Here is an 18,833-nt window from a genome sequence, read left to right as displayed (position 1 = left end):
TGACATTTCGATACAATTCGGGATCGCAATCCCGCTATTGGGTTCATGGAAGGGTTTTATGCTCGAAATGTTGATGCAATGGTATCGTCGCCGCTTTAGCGACCCCGAAGCCATCGCCCTGCTGATTATTCTGGTTGCCGGTTTTGGCATCCTGTTCTTTTTTAGCGGTCTTCTGGCGCCGCTACTGGTCGCCATAGTGCTGGCGTACCTGCTTGAATGGCCGACTGTGCGGCTGGAACATATTGGGTGTTCACGGCGTTGGGCGACATCGATTGTGCTGGTGGTGTTTGTCGGTATTTTGCTGCTGATGGCGTTTGTGGTGATGCCCGTTGCATGGCAGCAGGGGATCTATCTGATCCGCGACATGCCCGGCATGCTTAATAAATTGTCTGATTTTGCTGCCACCTTGCCGCGGCGTTATCCGGCGCTGATGGATGCGGGCATCATTGATGCGATGGCGGAAAATATGCGCTCGCGAATGCTCACCATGGGCGATTCGGTGGTGAAATATTCGTTAGCCTCACTGGTTGGATTGCTGACCCTGGCGGTCTATCTGGTTCTCGTCCCATTGATGGTGTTCTTCCTGATCAAAGATAAAGGACAGATGCTGAACGCCGTGCGCCGGGTGCTGCCGCGTAATCGTGGGCTGGCGGGGCAGGTGTGGAAAGAGATGAACCAGCAAATCACCAACTATATCCGCGGAAAGGTGCTGGAAATGGTGGTGGTCGGCGTGGCGACCTGGCTCGGCTTCCTGCTGTTTGGTCTCAACTATTCGCTGCTGCTGGCGGTGCTGGTAGGGTTCTCTGTGCTGATCCCGTATATCGGCGCTTTTGTGGTGACGATTCCGGTAGTTGGCGTGGCGCTGTTTCAGTTCGGGCTTGGCACCGAGTTCTGGAGCTGTTTTGCCGTGTACCTGATTATCCAGGCGCTGGACGGCAATCTGCTGGTTCCCGTGCTGTTCTCCGAGGCGGTCAATCTGCATCCACTGGTGATTATTCTCTCCGTGGTGATTTTCGGTGGTCTGTGGGGATTCTGGGGCGTATTCTTTGCGATCCCTCTGGCGACGTTAATCAAAGCGGTAATGCACGCCTGGCCGGATGGTCAGGTCGTTGACGAACCCTAATCTGCAAGATCCGGCGATATCATGTCGCCGGATCCGAACTTGTCTGACCTCTATCCACACTTTCTGAATAATCTCTTCTGCTGTCGTTTTTCTCCGCATTTGTCTTTAACTTGACCTGCGTGATGTCTTTCTGTCACGCAAGGAATAAGACCAACAGGAGAACAAAATGGGTCACAACACACACACGCAGCAAAAGGTAGGATGGGGCGGTTATCTCGCTTTTTTTATTACGATTATCCTTTTTTCCGGCATGTTTGCGAAAAGTACCGAATGGTGGCGGGTCTTTGACTTCACCGTCCTCAACGGCGCGTTTGGGCAGATTAATGCCACAGGCGATACGGCGGTCTCTTTTCGCGGCTCTGGAGGGATGGGAGCCAAAGACGGCTTCTTATTCGCGCTTGAGCTGGCACCTTCCGTCATTCTTTCACTCGGGATTATTTCCGTCACCGAAGGATTGGGGGGGGTACGTGCGGCACAACAGCTGATGACGCCGGTCCTGCGCCCGTTACTCGGTATTCCGGGAGTTTGTTCGCTGGCGCTAATTGCGAATTTGCAAAATACCGATGCCGCGGCCGGGATGACCAAAGAGATGGCGGAAGAGGGCATTATTACTGAACAGGAGCGTGCCATTTTTGCCTGCTGGCAAACCAGCGGCAGCGCGTGTATTACCAACTATTTTTCCTCTGGCGCTGCGCTGTTTACGGTGGTTACCGTTCCGGTGATTACGCCGCTGGCGGTGATCCTTGTCTTCAAATTTGTGGGAGCGAACCTGCTGCGTTTGTGGATTGCGCAGCTGGAAAATCGCCGTCTGCAGCAGGAGGTCTGAGATGACAACGCAGGTACGTAAAAACGTCATGGATATGTTTATCGATGGCGCGCGGCGCGGGTTTACAATTGCTACAACCAGCCTGTTACCTAACGTGGTGATGGCGTTTGTGATTATTCAGGCGCTGAAGGTGACGGGATTGCTCGAGATTGTCGGGCGGGTGTGCGAACCGGTGATGGCGTTGTGGGGGCTACCAGGGGAATCTGCCACCGTGCTGCTGGCGGCGGTGATGAGTATGGGAGGCGGCGTCGGCGTTTGTGCGAGTCTGGTTGTTGCTGGTACGCTTTCGGGACATGATGCGACTGTATTGCTACCGGCAATCTACCTGATGGGCAATCCGGTGCAAAATGTGGGACGCTGCCTGGGAACTGCGGGGGTCCATCCCCGTTACTACCCGCTGATTATTGCGGTATGCGTCATTAATGCGCTGCTCTCTATTTGGGTTATGCAGGTAATTGCCTGACAAGGAAGGTTATGAACTGTTCAATTCTTAATTTGACGTTGTTCTAGCAGGGACACGTGTACGCACCGGAAGATTTAGGGCGACAGGATATACTGGTCTCCGGCAGTAAAATTGTTGCCATCGCCCCGTCAATTTCTCCTGGAGACTTTCCCGGTTGCGAGTGTATCAATCTTGACGGCGCGATTGTGTGCCCAGGATTTATCGATCAACACGTCCATCTGATTGGCGGCGGCGGGGAAGCAGGGCCGCATACCCGCACGCCGGAAGTACGCTTGTCACGCCTGGTTGAAGCTGGTGTAACTTCGGTAGTCGGTTTGCTGGGTACCGATGGTATTACCCGTCACCCGGAATCGCTGCTGGCAAAAACCCGCGCGCTGGAGTTTGAAGGCATCAGTGCATGGATGCTTACTGGGGCGTATTCTCTGCCTTCCCCGACCATCACCGGCAGCATCGATCGCGACGTGGCGCTGATCGATAAAATCATTGGCGTAAAATGTGCGATTTCGGACCATCGTTCCTCAGCCCCAGATACCTCGGTGCTGGCAAACATGGCAGCGCAGTCACGCGTCGGTGGATTGTTAGGACGCAAACCGGGGATCAGTGTATTCCATATGGGCGATAGCCCGCGCATGCTGGAACCGTTGTACCAGATCCTCAACTGCTGCGATGTGCCGATTACTAAACTGTTGCCGACACACGTTAACCGTGCGGAACCGTTGTTCCAGGCGGCGCTGGAGTATGCTCGTAAAGGTGGTTATATCGACATTACCAGCAGCATTGATGAGCCCGTCGATCCCGCCACGGCTATCGCCACGGCGCTGCGGCAGAACGTGCCACTGTCGCGCATTACCCTTAGCTCGGATGGCAACGGCAGCCAGCCGGAATTTGATGAGTTAGGTAATCTCATCGGTATCGGTGTCGCGGGGTTTGAATCACTGGCTGAAACGGTGCGCCAGTTGGTGAAAGTTCATGCCATACCGCTGGAACAGGCGCTCTGTCCGCTGACGCGTACGGTCGCAGAATTTTTAGGGCTCGAACATAAGGGGCGCCTGGCGGTGGGATGCGATGCGGACATTCTGGTGCTTAACGATGCGTTGGAGGTTAATCACCTTTGGGCGAAGGGAAAAGCCGTGGTCAGAGAGAAGAAGGCCTGCGTAAAAGGGACGTTTGAATAAACGTTTATGCGGATGTCAGCCTGAAAAAGTACAGATTCACGTTTATGCCGGGTGGCGGCTACGCCTCACCCGGCCTACAAGTTTCGCAATATTAATAAGCTGCGCAGGCCTGATAAGCGAAGCGCCATCAGGCTTTTTCCAGCAAAACGTAAATCAGGCGTTCTCTTTCAGCCAGTTCAGTACCACGTCGTGGTGATTGCTGGTTTTGAAGTCATCGAACACGTGCTCAATTTTGCCTTCGGCATCAATCAGGAAGCTGATGCGGTGGATGCCATCGTAGGTTTTGCCCATAAATGACTTCTCACCCCAGACGCCGAACTGCTCGCAAACCTGATGATCTTCATCGGACAGGAGCGTGAAATTCAGGACTTCTTTCTCCGCGAATCGGGAAAGCTTCTCTGGTTTGTCGGTGCTGATCCCCAGCACTTCAACACCAGCTTTTTTTAACTCATCCATGTTATCGCGCAAGCCGCAGGCCTGTACGGTACAGCCGGGTGTCATGGCTTTCGGGTAAAAATAAACCAGAACACGCTGTCCCTGGAAGTCGGTTAAATTTACTTGTTCTCCGTCTTGATCCGGCAAGCTAAATTTCGGTGCGATATCACCGGCTTTCAGTGGGTTCATTACTTAACTCCATCCTGTTCATCATGCTGTGAGTAATTGACGACGTTAATACTGCCTTGCGCATTGAGTTCTGTACAGAGTGCTTTAAACGCATCTTCAATATTTGCCGAATCATGTGACGCAGGACTATGTGCGGTAATTTGAATAAACAACTGCGCCGCCTTTCCATTCTCAGCCGGTTGCGTGCGTGAAACCAGTTCCGCAATATTCATTTGGTGGCTGTCAAACAGTGCGGTGAAGCGTTCAATCAAATGGGGAGAATCAGGGACATCGACCTGCACCCATACCGTAGCAGGCATCGCCGGACGAGGGCGCGCGGTCGTGCGCTTCATCACAATGAGTAAATCCAGCTCTGCGCCTTTTAATGGCAAGGTTGATTCAATCAGGGTGATGGCATTCCAGGTGCCCGACAGCAACATGATAAACGTGAACTCATCACCCAGCATGGCCAGTCGGCTGTCTTCGATATTACAGCCGCAACTGCTGACATGACGTGTGATGGTGTTCACAATTCCTGGGCGGTCGGCACCCAGCGCAGTAATGACCAGATAGTGTTGCGATGACGATGTCAAACCTGTTCTTCCTTTGAGCGGTGAGGTAATCATAAGGAAAGCATAAAAAAAACATGCATACAACAATCAGAACGGCTCTGGTCGCTTGCTTTTATTGTCGTACCAAACGTACCATTGAGACACTTGTTTGCACAGAGGATGGCCCATGTTCACGGGAAGTATTGTCGCGCTTGTTACGCCGATGGATGAGAAAGGTAAAGTCTGCCGGTCGAGCCTGAAAAAACTGATTGATTATCATGTCGCCAGCGGCACCTCGGCGATCGTTTCTGTTGGCACCACCGGTGAGTCCGCCACCCTGAGTCATGATGAACATGGCGATGTGGTGATGATGACGCTGGAGCTGGCTGACGGGCGTATTCCGGTTATTGCCGGAACCGGCGCCAATGCGACCGCGGAAGCCATTAGTCTGACGCAGCGTTTCAACGACAGCGGTGTTGTTGGCTGCCTGACGGTGACGCCTTACTACAACCGCCCAACCCAGGAAGGTTTGTTCCAGCATTTCAAAGCCATCGCTGAGCATACTGACCTGCCGCAAATTCTGTATAATGTGCCGTCCCGTACTGGCTGCGATATGCTGCCGGAAACCGTTGGTCGTCTGGCGAAAGTTAAAAATATTATCGCTATTAAAGAGGCCACGGGGAACTTAAGTCGCGTTCACCAGATCAAAGAGCTGGTTTCGGACGACTTTATTCTGCTCAGCGGTGATGACGCGACCGGACTGGATTTTATGCAGCTCGGTGGTCATGGCGTGATTTCCGTAACGTCTAACGTTGCGGCACGTGATATGGCTGAAATGTGCAAACTGGCGGCAGCCGGGCAATTTGCCGAGGCGCGGGTGATTAACCAGCGTCTGATGCCGTTACACAACAAACTATTTGTCGAACCCAATCCTATTCCCGTGAAATGGGCGTGTAAGGAATTGGGACTTGTGGCGACCGATACGCTACGTCTGCCGATGACGCCAATCACGGACAATGCTCGTGAAATCGTCAAAGCGGCGCTTAAGCATGCCGGTTTGCTGTAAAGTTTAGGGAGATTTGATGGCTTACTCAGTACAAAAGTCGCGCCTGGCCAAGGTTGCGGGTGTTTCGCTTGTTATGTTGCTCGCGGCCTGTAGCTCTGACTCGCGCTATAAGCGCCAGGTGAGCGGTGATGAATCCTATCTGGAGGCCGCACCGCTTGCTGAGCTTCATGCTCCAGCTGGGATGATTTTGCCGGTTATGTCGGGCGACTATAATATCCCGGTAACCAACGGCAGTGGTGCCGTGGGTAAAGCGCTGGATATTCGTCCACCGGCTCAGCCGTTAGCGTTAGTCACTGGCGCTCGCACGCAAATCGCAGGCGATACCTCAACGTTGCTGGTGGAAAATGGTCGTGGTAACACGCTGTGGCCGCAGGTCGTGAGCGTCATTCAGTCTAAAAACTACACGATCACCAAACGTGATGATGCCAGCCAGACGCTGACCACCGACTGGGTTGACTGGAACCGTCTGGATGAAGACGAGCAGTACCGTGGACGTTATCAAATCTCGGTTAAACCGCAGGGCTATCAGCAAGCGGTAACGGTGAAACTGATTAACCTCGAGCAGGCGGGTAAACCCGTAGCCGATGCGGCATCAATGCAGCGTTACAGCGCTGAGATGATGAACGTTATCTCTGCTGGTCTGGATAAGAACGCCACCGACGCCGCGAATGCCGCGCAGAACCGCTCTGCAGCCACCATGGATGTTCAGAGCGCAGCCGATGACACCGGTTTACCAATGCTGGTGGTACGCGGGCCGTTCAACGTGGTGTGGCAGCGTTTGCCAGCAGCGCTTGAGAAAGTGGGGATGAAGGTAACCGACAGCACCCGTTCTCAGGGTAGCATCGCGGTGACCTACAAACCTCTGTCTGATAGCAGCTGGCAGGAGCTGGGCGCAAGTGACCCAGGTCTGGTATCCGGCGACTATAAACTGCAGGTCGGTGATTTAGACAACCGCAGTAGCTTGCAGTTTATCGATCCGAAGGGGCATACCCTGACGCAAAGCCAGAACGACGCGCTGGTCGCCGTCTTCCAGGCAGCGTTCAGTAAGTAAAAATAAAGGGCTGGATAACTCCAGCCCTTTTTTTCTGATATGATACGCAAACGTGTGCGTCGGCAGAAAAACGCAATATTTATCGTTAATTCACACCCAGGAGTAATAAAGATGCAAAAGCAAGCTGAGTTGTATCGTGGTAAAGCGAAGACCGTATACAGCACGGAAAACCCGGACCTGTTGGTGCTCGAATTCCGCAATGATACGTCAGCAGGGGATGGCGCGCGCATTGAACAGTTTGACCGTAAAGGCATGGTGAACAACAAATTCAACCATTTCATTATGACTAAACTGCAAGAAGCGGGTATTCCTACCCAGATGGAGCGACTGCTTTCTGATACCGAATGTCTGGTGAAAAAGCTGGATATGGTACCGGTTGAATGTGTGGTACGTAACCGCGCGGCAGGCTCTCTGGTTAAGCGTTTAGGCGTTGAGGAAGGTATTGAACTGAATCCGCCGCTGTTTGATCTGTTCCTGAAAAACGATGCTATGCACGATCCAATGATTAACGATTCCTATTGCGAAACTTTTGGTTGGGTGAGCAAAGAGAATCTGGCACGTATGAAAGAGCTGACCTACAAAGCTAACGACGTGCTGAAAAAGATGTTTGATGATGCTGGTCTGATTCTGGTCGACTTCAAACTTGAGTTTGGTTTGTATAAAGGTGAAGTCGTCCTGGGTGATGAATTCTCACCGGACGGTAGCCGCCTGTGGGACAAAGAAACTCTGGATAAAATGGACAAAGATCGCTTCCGCCAGAGTCTGGGCGGCCTGATCGAAGCCTATGAAGCCGTCGCGCATCGCCTGGGTGTGAAGTTAGACTAATCTTCCCCTGAGCCGGCGATCGCTCTCCGGCTCATTAACCCCACCTGATTTGATTACTATTTCTTATGGTAATCCTGTTCCGAACCGCCTACGATCATCATCATAATGAATAAAAAGTTGAGGTGATTATGCGCTGGCAAGGGCGTCGTGAAAGTGACAACGTGGAAGACAGACGAAACAGCTCTGGCGGCGGCCCCTCTATGGGTGGGCCTGGTTTTCGTCTGCCCAGTGGTAAAGGCGGTATCATCCTGCTGATTGTGGTGCTGGTGGCGGGTTATTATGGCGTGGATCTCACCGGATTAATGACCGGCCAGCCGGTCTCCCAACAACAATCATCACGCTCCATCAGCCCAAACGATGATGAAGCGGCAAAATTTACCTCGGTGATTCTGGCTACAACAGAAGATACCTGGGGACAGCAGTTTGAAAAAATGGGCCGCACCTACCAACAGCCGAAGCTGGTGATGTACCGGGGCGCGACGCGCACCGGCTGCGGCGCGGGCCAGTCCGTGATGGGACCGTTTTATTGTCCGGCAGATGGTACGGTATATATCGACCTTTCATTCTATGATGACATGAAAAACAAGCTGGGCGCTGATGGTGATTTTGCGCAGGGCTATGTTATCGCCCATGAAGTGGGTCACCACGTGCAGAAACTGCTGGGTATTGAACCGAAGGTTCGCCAGATGCAGCAGAACGCCTCACAAGCTGAGGTGAACCGTCTTTCCGTTCGTATGGAACTGCAGGCGGACTGCTTTGCCGGTGTCTGGGGCCACAGCATGCAGCAGCAGGGCGTGCTGGAGTCTGGTGACCTGGAAGAGGCACTAAACGCCGCACAGGCCATTGGTGACGATCGCCTGCAACAGCAGGGACAAGGACGCGTCGTACCGGACAGCTTTACTCACGGAACCTCTGAACAGCGTTTTACCTGGTTCAAACGCGGTTTTGATAGCGGCGATCCGGGACAATGTAATACCTTTGGTAAAGGTATTTAAGATACAGAGGCAGGGATGTCCGATAACACGGCGCTGAGGGCGTTAGCCGAACAGATGGCTCGTGAGGGGATCCGTCGTTTGCTGATTATCAGCGGCGAGGAGAACTGGTGTCAGGGGCAGGCGTTAGCGCTACGCGACATATTACCCGGCGACTGGTTGTGGGTAGGGGCGAATGCCCCTGCTGAACCGAACTGTACGCCACAGGCGCTGCAAACGTTACTGGGGCGCGAGTTTCGTCATGCAGTTTTCGACGCCGGGCAGGGATTTGACGCTGCGGCGTTTGCCGCCTTAAGCGGTACACTGCTTGCCGGCAGTTGGCTGGTTTTGCTGACCCCACCCTGGCATTCCTGGCACACGCATCCGGACGTGGATTCACTACGCTGGAGCGATTGTGCTGAGCCCATTCCCACACCGCACTTTGTTGAGCACGTCAAACGGGTGATTTCCCGCGATAGACAGGCTCTGCACTGGCAGCAGCATCAGCCGGTTTCCTATCCGCACTTTCCTGCTCGCGCAGCCTGGCTCGCGGCAACCGGCGAACCCCAACCAGAACAGGCGATGATATTAAATCATTTGCTGGCTATGCCTCCCGGTGTGGTTGCGGTGACGGCCGCACGGGGTCGGGGCAAATCCGCTCTGGCAGGGCAACTCATAGCGCGGATTAACGGCACTGCGATTGTGACCGCACCTGCCAAAGCTGCAACGGATGTGCTGGCACAATTTGCCGCAGAGCGTTACCGCTTTATGGCGCCGGATGCACTATTAAGCAGTTCTGAAACCGCAGACTGGCTGATTGTGGATGAAGCCGCCGCGATCCCCGCGCCGCTGCTACACCAACTGGTGGCGCGTTTTCCTCGTACGCTGTTAACCACTACAGTACAAGGCTACGAGGGAACGGGTAGAGGCTTCTTGCTGAAATTCTGCGCCCGCTTCCCCAATCTTCGACGCTATGAGTTGCAACAACCCGTACGCTGGGCGCAGGGATGTCCGCTGGAGCAAATTGTCAGCGATGCGCTGGTGTTTGATGATGAAACGTTCACGCATGCCCCATTGGGGGAGCTTCACTTCTCGGCATTTGAGCAACAGTCCTGGGATGCTAGCCCGGCGCTGCCGTTAGCGGTATACCAGTTGCTCTCCGGAGCGCATTATCGCACCTCGCCATTAGACCTGCGGCGAATGATGGACGCGCCTGGTCAGCATTTTCTTCAGGCATCACCCGCTGACTCAGTGGCGGGTGCTGTCTGGCTGGTCGATGAAGGGGGACTATCCGCAGAATTAAGCCAGGCCGTCTGGGCCGGATATCGTCGACCGAGGGGGAATCTGGTTGCACAGTCGCTGGCGGCGCACGGTGGTGACCCGTTGGCGGCGACGCTCGTCGGGAGACGAGTCAGTCGAATTGCGGTTCATCCTGCGCGCCAAAGAGAAGGTATTGGGCAACAGCTGATTGTGCTGGCCCACCACTATTCCACATCGTGTGACTATCTCTCGGTCAGTTTTGGGTATACGGCTGAACTATGGCGTTTCTGGCAGCGCTGCGGTTTTGTGCTGGTGCGAATGGGAAATCACCGGGAAGCCAGCAGCGGCTGTTATACCGCCATGGCGTTGCTGCCCATCAGCGAAGCGGGAAAGCGCCTTGCCGAGCGGGAGCACCAGCATTTGCGGCGTGATGCGGAAATCCTTGCGCGATGGAATGGTGAGAGCATTCCGCTGGTCCCGCTGAAAGAGACTACGCTTAATGAGGATGACTGGGCTGAGCTGGCTGGGTTTGCCTTCGCGCATCGGCCATTATTGACGTCGCTAGGCTGTCTGAGTCGTCTGCTTGAGCACAGTGAATTACCTCTTCCGGCATTGCGCGGACGTATACAGGCTAAACGCAGCGACGCCGAATTGTGCCAACAGCTGAAGATCTCAGGTCGTAAAGCGCTGCTGGTCGTTCAGCGCGCCGAAGCGGCACAAGCGTTAAATCAGCTGGATGCTGAACGTGAACAGCGGCTACATAATCGCATTATGCAATGGCAATTTTTTCACTAACATCTTCAATTTCCTGGCATGGTCATTGCGGTTAAGCGGCGTAGAATGATTCTCATCAGTTAAGGAGATCGCCATGAAACATGACCATTTTGTTGTTCAAAGTCCCGATAAACCCGCTCAACAGCTACTGCTGCTGTTTCATGGCGTCGGGGATAACCCGGTTGCCATGGGTGAAATTGGCTCCTGGTTTGCGCCGCTGTTTCCGGATGCGTTAATCGTCAGCATTGGCGGGGCAGAGCCTTACGGTACGACTTCCGGACGTCAGTGGTTTTCGGTACAGGGCGTAACGGAAGAGAACCGTCAGGCGCGTATCGACGCGATTATGCCGGTGTTTATCGAAACCGTGCGCTACTGGCAGAAGCAAAGCGGCGTTTCACCGCAGGCTACCGCGCTGATTGGTTTTTCTCAGGGTTCCATCATGTCGCTTGAGAGCATCAAAGCCGAGCCGGGGCTGGCGTCGCGGGTCATTGCCTTCAATGGTCGCTATGCCACCTTACCGGAGGTTGCAACTACCGCAACGACGGTGCATTTGATTCACGGTGGTGAAGACCGGGTGATAGAGCTCTCCCATGCCGTTGCCGCGCAGGAGGCATTAATTGCTGCGGGTGGGGATGTGACGCTGGATATCGTCGAAAACCTGGGGCACGCCATTGATGAACGCAGCATGCAGTTTGCGCTCGATCATCTGCGTTTTACCGTACCGAAGCACTATTTTGATGAAGCGCTGAGCGGCGGTAAGCCTCACGATGATGATGTGATTGAGATGATCTGATTGATAACCGTAGGCCGGATAAAACGCGAAGCGTTGCCATCCGGCACTTAACGCCCGGTGGTGCTAACGCTTACCGGGCCTACGTGACTTATTGGCCTGGAAATTATTTCTTCGGTTGATCCTTGTTCGGCCAATCGTCGTCGTCATCCCATTTATCGTTAAAGTCACGATGCGGGGGAAGCTCCGGTTTGTTGGCCAGATATTTCTTTGGATCGACGCGCTTGAGATCTTTGATAACGTTAAGCAGCACGCCTACCAGAAACACCAACACCAGAATCCACCAATATTTTGCTAGCCAGTCCATGTATTTTTCCTCTTGCAGGAACACTCATCAGGCGACGAGTTGCTCCATGATACGTTGATACATACGGGCAAGCAGCTGCAGGTCGGCGGCATTAACACATTCATTTATTTTATGAATAGTGGCGTTGACCGGCCCAAGTTCGACTACCTGTGCCCCCATGCGGGCAATAAAGCGCCCGTCGGACGTCCCGCCTGTAGTCAGTAACTGCGGTTTAATCTCATTATAGTGCTCAATGGCGTTCACTACTGCATCCACCAGTTTACCGCGTTCAGTCAGGAACGGCTGACCGGAAAGCCACCAGTCGACGGTATAGCGCAACTGATGTTTCTCCAGCAGCGCGTGAACCCGTGCTTTAATCATCTCATCGGTCAGCTCAGTGCTGAAACGGAAGTTGAACTGGATAAACAGTTCTCCGGGGATAACGTTGTTGCTGCCGGTACCTGCCTGAATATTGGCAATCTGCATGCTGGTCGCCGGGAAGAACTCGTTACCCTGGTCCCACTCAATCGCCACCAGTTCGTTGAGCATTGGCGCCGCGCGGTGTACCGGATTATCGGCCAGATGCGGATAGGCTACGTGCCCCTGCACGCCATGAATGGTCAGGTTGCAGGTCAGTGAACCACGACGTCCATTCTTGACCACGTCGCCAACGATTTCCGTGCTGGACGGCTCGCCAACCAGACAATAATCCAGTCGCTCATTACGCGCCATCAGTGCTTCAACCACCTTTACGGTGCCGTTTTTGGCGCTGGCTTCTTCGTCGGACGTTATCAAAAATGCCAGACGACCCTGATGGTTTGGATGCTGGGCGACAAAACGCTCTGCGGCCACGACCATCGCTGCCAGTGAGCCTTTCATATCGGCAGCGCCACGCCCAAACAGCATGCCATCGCGAATGGTCGGTTCGAACGGTGGATTGATCCAACGATCGACATCGCCGGCGGGCACTACGTCGGTGTGACCGGCAAATGCCAGGGTCTCACCTTTACCGCGCCATGCCCAAAAATTCTGTGTGTCACCAAAATCCATACGCTCAACGGTAAAACCTACCGCGCGCAGGCGTTCAATCATTAACGCCTGGCACCCGGCATCATCCGGGCTCAGGGAAGGACGGCGAATAAGCTGCTGTGTCAGCTCAATAACCGGGCACGACATAGACTACACCTCATTAAAAAACAGAGTATAACTGGATTCACTGAAACCAAGCAGCATAGGCTTACCCGGCGCGCAGAGCAATGGGCGTTTGATAATTGCTGGCATTTCAATCATCAATGCGGCGGCGGAAGCCGCATCGGTGATTTGACTGCGCGTGGATTCATCGAGTTTACGCCAGGTGGTTCCACGTGTATTGAGCAGCGCTTCCCAACCTAATTCGCTGATAAAGGACTGTAATAGCGTATTGTCAAGACCGTCGATGCGGTAATCATGAAAGCGATAGTCAATACCTTGTGCTTCCAACCAGCGTCTGGCTTTTTTAATCGTGTCGCAATTCTTAATGCCGTAGAGGGTGATCATTTGAATCCTTATTGACGTAATTTGAATATTTATTCTTTAATTATGTGGCAATGAATAATACATATTGTCATTCAATCGTTATAGAAAAATATAACATTGTTGAACAACAGTGAATAATGATTCCTGAAAGCTCCAAAAATACCGTATAACTAAAAATCAGAATCTGCCTGTTTGCATCAGCCTGTTTTTCCATCAGAATTGCAAAAGTAGTAGATGATGTATGAATATTTCAAAATATTGCAGTAAGTCACATAAAATTTATGGGTATGGCGCATAGTGATCACATAAACCCCAAACACGGGAGGATGTAATCACAACCATCGGTTAAATGTTCTTCTTTTGATGATGATGATTTTGTAGAATGCTCATAATAATAAGAGAGGTTGTTATGATTGAACGTGAACTGGGGAACTGGAAAGACTTTATCGAAGTGATGCTTCGTAAATAATTTTCTGGAAGAAATTCATATCCTGTAAAGGATAAAAAAAGGCGACTCAACGTAAGTCGCCTTTTTTGTGCCCGATTATTCCGGGCGCGGTTTCAACGGGAAGCGTCTGCGTACCAGCACAAAGAACAGGGGCACGAAGTAAATCGCCAGGATAGTGGCTGAAATCATTCCACCCATTACGCCTGTCCCCACCGCATGTTGACCGCCAGAACCTGCGCCACTGCTGATGGTCATCGGCAGAACCCCAAAGATAAACGCCAGCGAGGTCATCAGAATCGGACGCAAGCGCTGGCGACAGGCGTGGAGCGTGGCATCGAGCAGATCGTGTCCTTTCTCGTTCATCTTATTGGCGAATTCAACAATCAAGATTGCGTTCTTCGCCGATAGCCCGATAACGGTAAGTAACCCGACCTGGAAGTACACGTCGTTTTCCAGACCGCGCATCCAGGTCGCCAGCAGAGCACCAATGACCCCCAGCGGCACAACCAGCATGACGGAGAAGGGAACTGACCAGCTTTCATACAGGGCCGCCAGACACAGGAATACCACCAGCAGAGAAATGGCGTACAGGGCGGGGGCCTGAGAACCCGACAGCCGTTCCTGATAAGACATCGCAGTCCATTCGAGGCCGAATCCGGTCGGCAACTGGCGCACCAGCGATTCCATTATGTCCATCGCTGTACCGGTACTGACGCCGGGCGCGGCTTCTCCGACAATCTCGACCGCGGAGTAGCCGTTGTAGCGTTCCAGACGCGGTGAACCGGTTTCCCAGCGCGACGTGGCAAAGGCCGAGAAAGGCACCATGCCACCGTTGTTATTACGGACGTACCACAAATTGATGTCGTCAGGGAGCATGCGATATTTTGCTGCCGCCTGCACGTAAACCTTCTTCACGCGACCACGGTCCATAAAGTCATTGACGTAGCTGGAACCCCAGGCCGTTTGCAATGTATCGTTGATGTCGTCGATGGAAACGCCCAGAGCCTGGGCTTTGCGCTGATCGATATCAATTTGCAACTGCGGGCTGTCGTCCAGACCGTTATGACGAACGCGGGTCAGGGAAGAATCCTTCCCGGCCAGCTCAATCAGCTTGTCGCGCGCGGCCATTAACGCGTCATGCCCCGCACCAGCGTGATCCTGCAGCTCCATATCGAAACCGGCAGAGCTTCCGAGGCCACTGATAGCCGGAGGGCTACTGGCGAAGACGCGGGCTTCTTTAATCTTATTAAAGGCCTTGGTCGCACGTTCAATGATGGCGAAAGAGGTTCCGGTAGTGGTGTCGCGCTCATCCCAGTCTTTTAAACGGACAAACATACGCGCCACGTTTTGACCGTTCCCGCCAGGGCCTGAACCGACCGTGGAAAAGACCGACATAATGTTGTCTTTCTCATGGGTGAAGTAATACTTCTCTACTTCCTCAACCACTTTCAATGTTTGCTGCTGTGTGGAGCCGCTGGGCAGCTGTACCGAGGTGGTAAACATGCCGCGGTCTTCCAGCGGCAGGAAGGAGGTTGGCAGGCGCAGGAACAGGAAAACCATTCCGCCGAGCAGCAGGCCGTAGATCAGTATCCAGCGCAGGCTGCGGTGCAGGATCCTGGCAACGCCTTTTTCGTAGCGCTCGGCGTTGCGATTAAACATTCGGTTAAACCAGCCGAAGAAACCGGTTTGTCCGTGATGCTCGCCCTTATGCAGCGGTTTGAGCAGGGTGGCGCACAGAGCAGGAGTGAGGATCATCGCCACCAGAACAGACAGCACCATTGCGGAGACGATAGTAATCGAGAACTGGCGGTAAATAGCCCCGGTAGTGCCGCCGAAGAAGGCCATCGGGATAAATACCGCCGACAGCACCATGGCAATACCAACCAGCGCGCCCTGGATTTGCCCCATCGATTTCCGCGTCGCTTCCCGCGGTGTGAGCCCTTCCTCACTCATAATACGCTCGACGTTTTCCACTACCACAATGGCGTCATCGACCAGCAGGCCGATCGCCAGCACCATCGCAAACATCGTCAAGGTGTTAACGCTATAGCCAAAGGCGTAAAGCACGGAGAAGGTACCCATCAGGACGACGGGAACGGCGATGGTGGGAATCAGCGTGGCGCGGAAGTTTTGCAGGAACAGGTACATCACGAGGAATACCAGCGCGATCGCTTCCAGCAGGGTTTTTACCACGTCGATGATTGAGGCTTTGACAAAGGAGGTGGTTTCATATGCCACCTTATATTCCAGCCCATGTGGAAAATATTGCGACAGCTCGTTCAGACGGTTAATGACCAGTTCCGCCGTCGCCATTTCATTGGCGCCTGAAGCCAGCTTCACGCCCAGACCGGAGGCAGGATTTCCATTAAAGCGGCTGAGGTAATCATACTTTTCAGCACCCATTTCGACCGTCGCCACATCGCCCAGTTTAACTTCTGAGCCATCCTGGTTGACACGTAGAGTAATGGCGCGGAATTCATCCGGAGTCTGCAGTAGCGACTGGGCGTTGATCGTCGCGTTCAGCGCCTGCTTGTCCACCGAAGGCGTACCGCCAAGTTGTCCGACCGCAATCTGCGCATTCTGTGACTCGATAGCGTCGGTCACATCTTTAGCGGTCATCTGGAAACTGTTCAGTTTGGCCGGGTCAAGCCAGATACGCATGGAGTACTGTGAGCCGTAAGCGTCAATATCCCCCACGCCGTTAATACGGCTGAGCGGATCCTGAATGTTACTGGCGACATAGTCGGCGATGTCCTGCTTATCCATTGAGCCATCGGTGGAGACAAAGGCGATTGTCAGAATATTGGTGTCCCCGGTCTTACGCACCGTGACCCCCTGATCCTGTACCGCCTGCGGCAGTTTACGCATTGCCGATTGCAGCTGGTTTTGCACCTGCTGGACGGCCTCATCAGGATCGGTCCCGGCGACAAAGCTCAGCGTAACTGATGCCTGGCCTGTCCCGCTGCTCTGCGACGACATGTACATCAGGTTATCGAGACCAGTCATGTTCTGCTCGATCACCTGAGTGACGGTGTTTTCCAGAGTCTGAGCCGAGGCACCAGGATAGTTGGCGGTGACCCGTACGTTTGGCGGCGCCAGATCGGGATATTGTTCAACGGGCAGTGAAAAAATAGCCAGGGCTCCTGTCAGGCACAACAGGATAGCTAACACCCAGGCAAAAATGGGGCGATCGATGAAAAAATTCGCCATTAAAAGAGGACCTCGTGTTTCTGCGTATCGTTATGGGTATGGCTTGCTTCACTTTAGCGGCAAGGTACGGGTCAAACGTGGAGAAAAAAAGAAGATAATGTAAATTATCATGCCCGTTTACAGCATACCTTTCGTGCCAACGCCGTCAGGCCTGGATCCAGACCCGACGGCGCTTTGCGGTTCTTTACGTTAGATCACTGTCTGATTCAGCCGAACGGAAACTGATGCTTACCAACGTTCCTCCTCCGGAAGGTTGAGAGAAGGTCAACGTGCCGCTTAGTCTTTCCGCCCGCTCACGCATAATATTTAGTCCATAGTGTCCTGTAGGCTCATGCGGCTCGCCAATGCCGATGCCGTTATCGCGGATATAAACCGTGTGGTTGCCGTCCGGAGCCGTTACGCAACTGACGGCAATTTCGCTCGCACTGGCATGCTTAATGGCGTTCAGCACCGCTTCGCGGATGATCTGCAACAGGTGCACTTGCATTTGCGCATCCAACGCCAGCGTGGGTAACCGACAGTCGAGTGTGAGTTTAGCTGAGGTTTGATTTTGCAGCGTTTCCAGCATTTCATGCAGGGCGGAGGGTAAGTCTGCCTGTTGTAAGGTCAGACGGAAGGTGGTGAGCAGTTCGCGTAACTGACGGTAGGCATCGTTCAGCGCCTGGGAGAAATCCGCCATGATGCTTTGCGCTGGGGCGTTATCTTCCGGAATTGAACGCTTCAGCAGCGTCAACTGAATGCGTAAATAAGAGAGCACCTGTGCCAGCGAGTCGTGCAGTTCGCGTGCAATCGTCGCTCGCTCCTCCATTAACAACAGTTGCTGAAAATGTTTTTGTGCCTGGTTGAAGTACAACCCGCGTCCCAGCATTGAGGAAACGCTGTTAAGCAGCGGAGTAGAAGCATTGACGTTTGGACTTTGCCAGTGCAGTTCGCCGTAGACGGTTTCCTGCATAGTGACCGGCAGGATCTGCATCGGCAGCTCCAGGCTTTTAGTCCCTTCGCTAATCCGCCAGTTATCACCGACGGTGAGCTCAAGGAAATACGCGGCGTCATGTTCGCGGACGATCTGTAAAATATGGCGGAAGCAGTGCACGTCAATCTGGCTGGTATTTAACGCCTGGGAGCACTGATACAACACCTCCAGACGGCGATTGGCTTCATGGAGATCGTGAGTTTTCTCGGCAACAGACGCTTCCAGCGAGCGATACAGCTTGTGTAATTCACTCGACATCTGGCTAAACGTTTTGCCCAGCAACCCCAGTTCATTGGGCAAACCGGTATCCAGCGGTGGGATATTAAACTGACCGTGTTCAATTTGCTGACTGGCCATCACCAGTTTATTCAGCGGACGCACTACCTGCTGGCGAATGCGCCGCAGGGTAAAGAAGACGAGGGTGAATATGCCGATCCCGCCTGCCAGCGAGATGCCAAATACCAGCATGACTTTACGCTCGGCATAATGTTGCAACGCCAGCACGAAGAGATCGATTTGATCGACGTAGTTGTTGATATTGGCCTGGTACCATTTTAAATCGCCGTCGATCAGGCGGGCATTCATTTCCAGCCAGTTAGCATGCAGACGTCCATAGCGGCTTTTTACCGCTTGTGGCACATACCACGCATTCAGATTCTGTAATGCCGGTGCGTTTAGCGCCTGCTGGAAAAGCTGGCGGTGGGCGTTAAGCTGCGGGCTCTGGCTTTGCAGATCGTAACCCAGACGGTAGCTTTGCATGCGCAATGAGCCAGCAACGTTGATGGCTTCGGCATCTCGCAAGCTGCTGGTCAGCGTGAGCAGCGCAATACCTGTTGAGAGAATTGACAGCAGCACTATGTAGAAAAAAGCTTTAGCCAGACTGGCCGAGACCGGACGCTTTACCGTCACTTGTGCATCCTCAC

18 protein-coding genes are annotated in these 18,833 nt (G+C 53.4%); 11 read left to right on the top strand and 7 right to left on the bottom strand.

Translation table 11 applies throughout. The features are described from left to right. The first annotated feature begins 58 nt into the window (after positions 1–58). The 4 genes from OGV74_RS15835 to iadA all read left to right on the top strand — a co-directional run bounded on the left by OGV74_RS15835 (position 59) and on the right by iadA (position 3,587). Positions 59–1,123, top strand: coding sequence for an AI-2E family transporter (locus tag OGV74_RS15835; RefSeq protein WP_003037941.1), 1,065 nt, complete (start codon positions 59–61; stop codon positions 1,121–1,123). Between the two features lie 166 nt (positions 1,124–1,289). Continuing rightward, on the top strand, positions 1,290–1,949 hold the full coding sequence (locus OGV74_RS15830; RefSeq protein WP_286521077.1) for a nucleoside recognition domain-containing protein: 660 nt from the start codon (positions 1,290–1,292) through the stop codon (positions 1,947–1,949). Between the two features lies 1 nt (position 1,950). Then, a complete protein-coding gene (locus OGV74_RS15825; protein ID WP_003037948.1) occupies positions 1,951–2,412 on the top strand; it encodes a YjiG family protein in 462 nt (153 codons plus the stop codon). Between the two features lie 56 nt (positions 2,413–2,468). Next, positions 2,469–3,587, top strand: coding sequence for a beta-aspartyl-peptidase (iadA, locus tag OGV74_RS15820; RefSeq protein WP_286521075.1), 1,119 nt, complete (start codon positions 2,469–2,471; stop codon positions 3,585–3,587). 153 nt (positions 3,588–3,740) lie between these two features. On the opposite strand, the gene bcp is transcribed toward iadA, so the two are convergent. Both bcp and OGV74_RS15810 read right to left on the bottom strand, forming a co-directional pair. Further along, positions 3,741–4,211 (bottom strand): thioredoxin-dependent thiol peroxidase, encoded by a 471-nt coding sequence (gene bcp, locus OGV74_RS15815; RefSeq protein ID WP_003037951.1) that lies wholly within the window; start codon positions 4,209–4,211, stop codon positions 3,741–3,743. Beyond that, entirely contained in the window at positions 4,211–4,783 is a 573-nt protein-coding gene (locus tag OGV74_RS15810) for a glycine cleavage system transcriptional repressor (RefSeq protein ID WP_003037954.1), read from the bottom strand. Before OGV74_RS15810 ends, bcp begins: the two co-directional genes overlap by 1 nt. Positions 4,784–4,928: 145 nt before the next feature. Between OGV74_RS15810 and dapA the strand changes: the two genes are divergently transcribed. From dapA to ypfH, 6 genes are all read left to right on the top strand, one after another. After that, positions 4,929–5,807: a 4-hydroxy-tetrahydrodipicolinate synthase gene (dapA, locus tag OGV74_RS15805; RefSeq protein ID WP_003037957.1), complete on the top strand. Its 879-nt coding sequence runs from the start codon at positions 4,929–4,931 to the stop codon at positions 5,805–5,807. 16 nt (positions 5,808–5,823) lie between these two features. Further along, positions 5,824–6,858, top strand: a complete 1,035-nt coding sequence (gene bamC, locus OGV74_RS15800) for an outer membrane protein assembly factor BamC (RefSeq protein WP_003037961.1) — start codon at positions 5,824–5,826, stop codon at positions 6,856–6,858. Positions 6,859–6,969: 111 nt separating this feature from the next. Continuing rightward, entirely contained in the window at positions 6,970–7,683 is a 714-nt protein-coding gene (purC, locus tag OGV74_RS15795; protein WP_003037964.1) for a phosphoribosylaminoimidazolesuccinocarboxamide synthase, read from the top strand. A gap of 128 nt (positions 7,684–7,811) precedes the next feature. Then, on the top strand, positions 7,812–8,678 hold the full coding sequence (gene ypfJ, locus OGV74_RS15790; protein WP_003037967.1) for a KPN_02809 family neutral zinc metallopeptidase: 867 nt from the start codon (positions 7,812–7,814) through the stop codon (positions 8,676–8,678). Positions 8,679–8,693: 15 nt separating this feature from the next. Next, positions 8,694–10,709, top strand: coding sequence for a tRNA(Met) cytidine acetyltransferase TmcA (locus OGV74_RS15785; RefSeq protein ID WP_086504404.1), 2,016 nt, complete (start codon positions 8,694–8,696; stop codon positions 10,707–10,709). A gap of 73 nt (positions 10,710–10,782) precedes the next feature. Beyond that, the gene (gene ypfH, locus OGV74_RS15780; RefSeq protein ID WP_003037972.1) at positions 10,783–11,481 is read left to right on the top strand and encodes an esterase; all 699 of its coding nucleotides are present in this window, start codon (positions 10,783–10,785) and stop codon (positions 11,479–11,481) included. Between the two features lie 103 nt (positions 11,482–11,584). Here the strand turns inward: ypfH and OGV74_RS15775 are convergent, their stop codons facing one another. The 3 genes from OGV74_RS15775 to OGV74_RS15765 are packed head-to-tail and all read right to left on the bottom strand — an operon-like array spanning position 11,585 to position 13,300. Then, positions 11,585–11,785 (bottom strand): membrane protein, encoded by a 201-nt coding sequence (locus OGV74_RS15775; RefSeq protein ID WP_003037974.1) that lies wholly within the window; start codon positions 11,783–11,785, stop codon positions 11,585–11,587. Positions 11,786–11,812: 27 nt separating this feature from the next. Beyond that, positions 11,813–12,940 (bottom strand): succinyl-diaminopimelate desuccinylase, encoded by a 1,128-nt coding sequence (gene dapE, locus OGV74_RS15770; protein WP_003037976.1) that lies wholly within the window; start codon positions 12,938–12,940, stop codon positions 11,813–11,815. A 3-nt stretch (positions 12,941–12,943) separates the two neighbouring features. Beyond that, entirely contained in the window at positions 12,944–13,300 is a 357-nt protein-coding gene (locus OGV74_RS15765) for an ArsC family reductase (protein ID WP_086504403.1), read from the bottom strand. Positions 13,301–13,688: 388 nt separating this feature from the next. On the opposite strand from OGV74_RS15765, the gene ypfM reads away from it, so the two are divergent. Next, complete coding sequence (ypfM, locus tag OGV74_RS15760) at positions 13,689–13,748, top strand: protein YpfM (RefSeq protein WP_001386977.1); 60 nt, start codon at positions 13,689–13,691, stop codon at positions 13,746–13,748. Between the two features lie 75 nt (positions 13,749–13,823). Here the strand turns inward: ypfM and acrD are convergent, their stop codons facing one another. Further along, a complete protein-coding gene (gene acrD / locus OGV74_RS15755; RefSeq protein WP_286521071.1) occupies positions 13,824–16,937 on the bottom strand; it encodes a multidrug efflux RND transporter permease AcrD in 3,114 nt (1,037 codons plus the stop codon). 184 nt (positions 16,938–17,121) lie between these two features. Then, a complete protein-coding gene (narQ, locus tag OGV74_RS15750) occupies positions 17,122–18,819 on the bottom strand; it encodes a nitrate/nitrite two-component system sensor histidine kinase NarQ (protein ID WP_003037982.1) in 1,698 nt (565 codons plus the stop codon). Positions 18,820–18,833 lie beyond the last annotated feature (14 nt).

The organism is Citrobacter sp. Cf116 (assembly GCF_030336505.1).
Lineage (GTDB): Bacteria > Pseudomonadota > Gammaproteobacteria > Enterobacterales > Enterobacteriaceae > Citrobacter > Citrobacter freundii.
The sequence above is the reverse complement of the archived record's forward strand: the minus strand, read 5'-3'. Positions and strand labels throughout refer to the sequence as shown.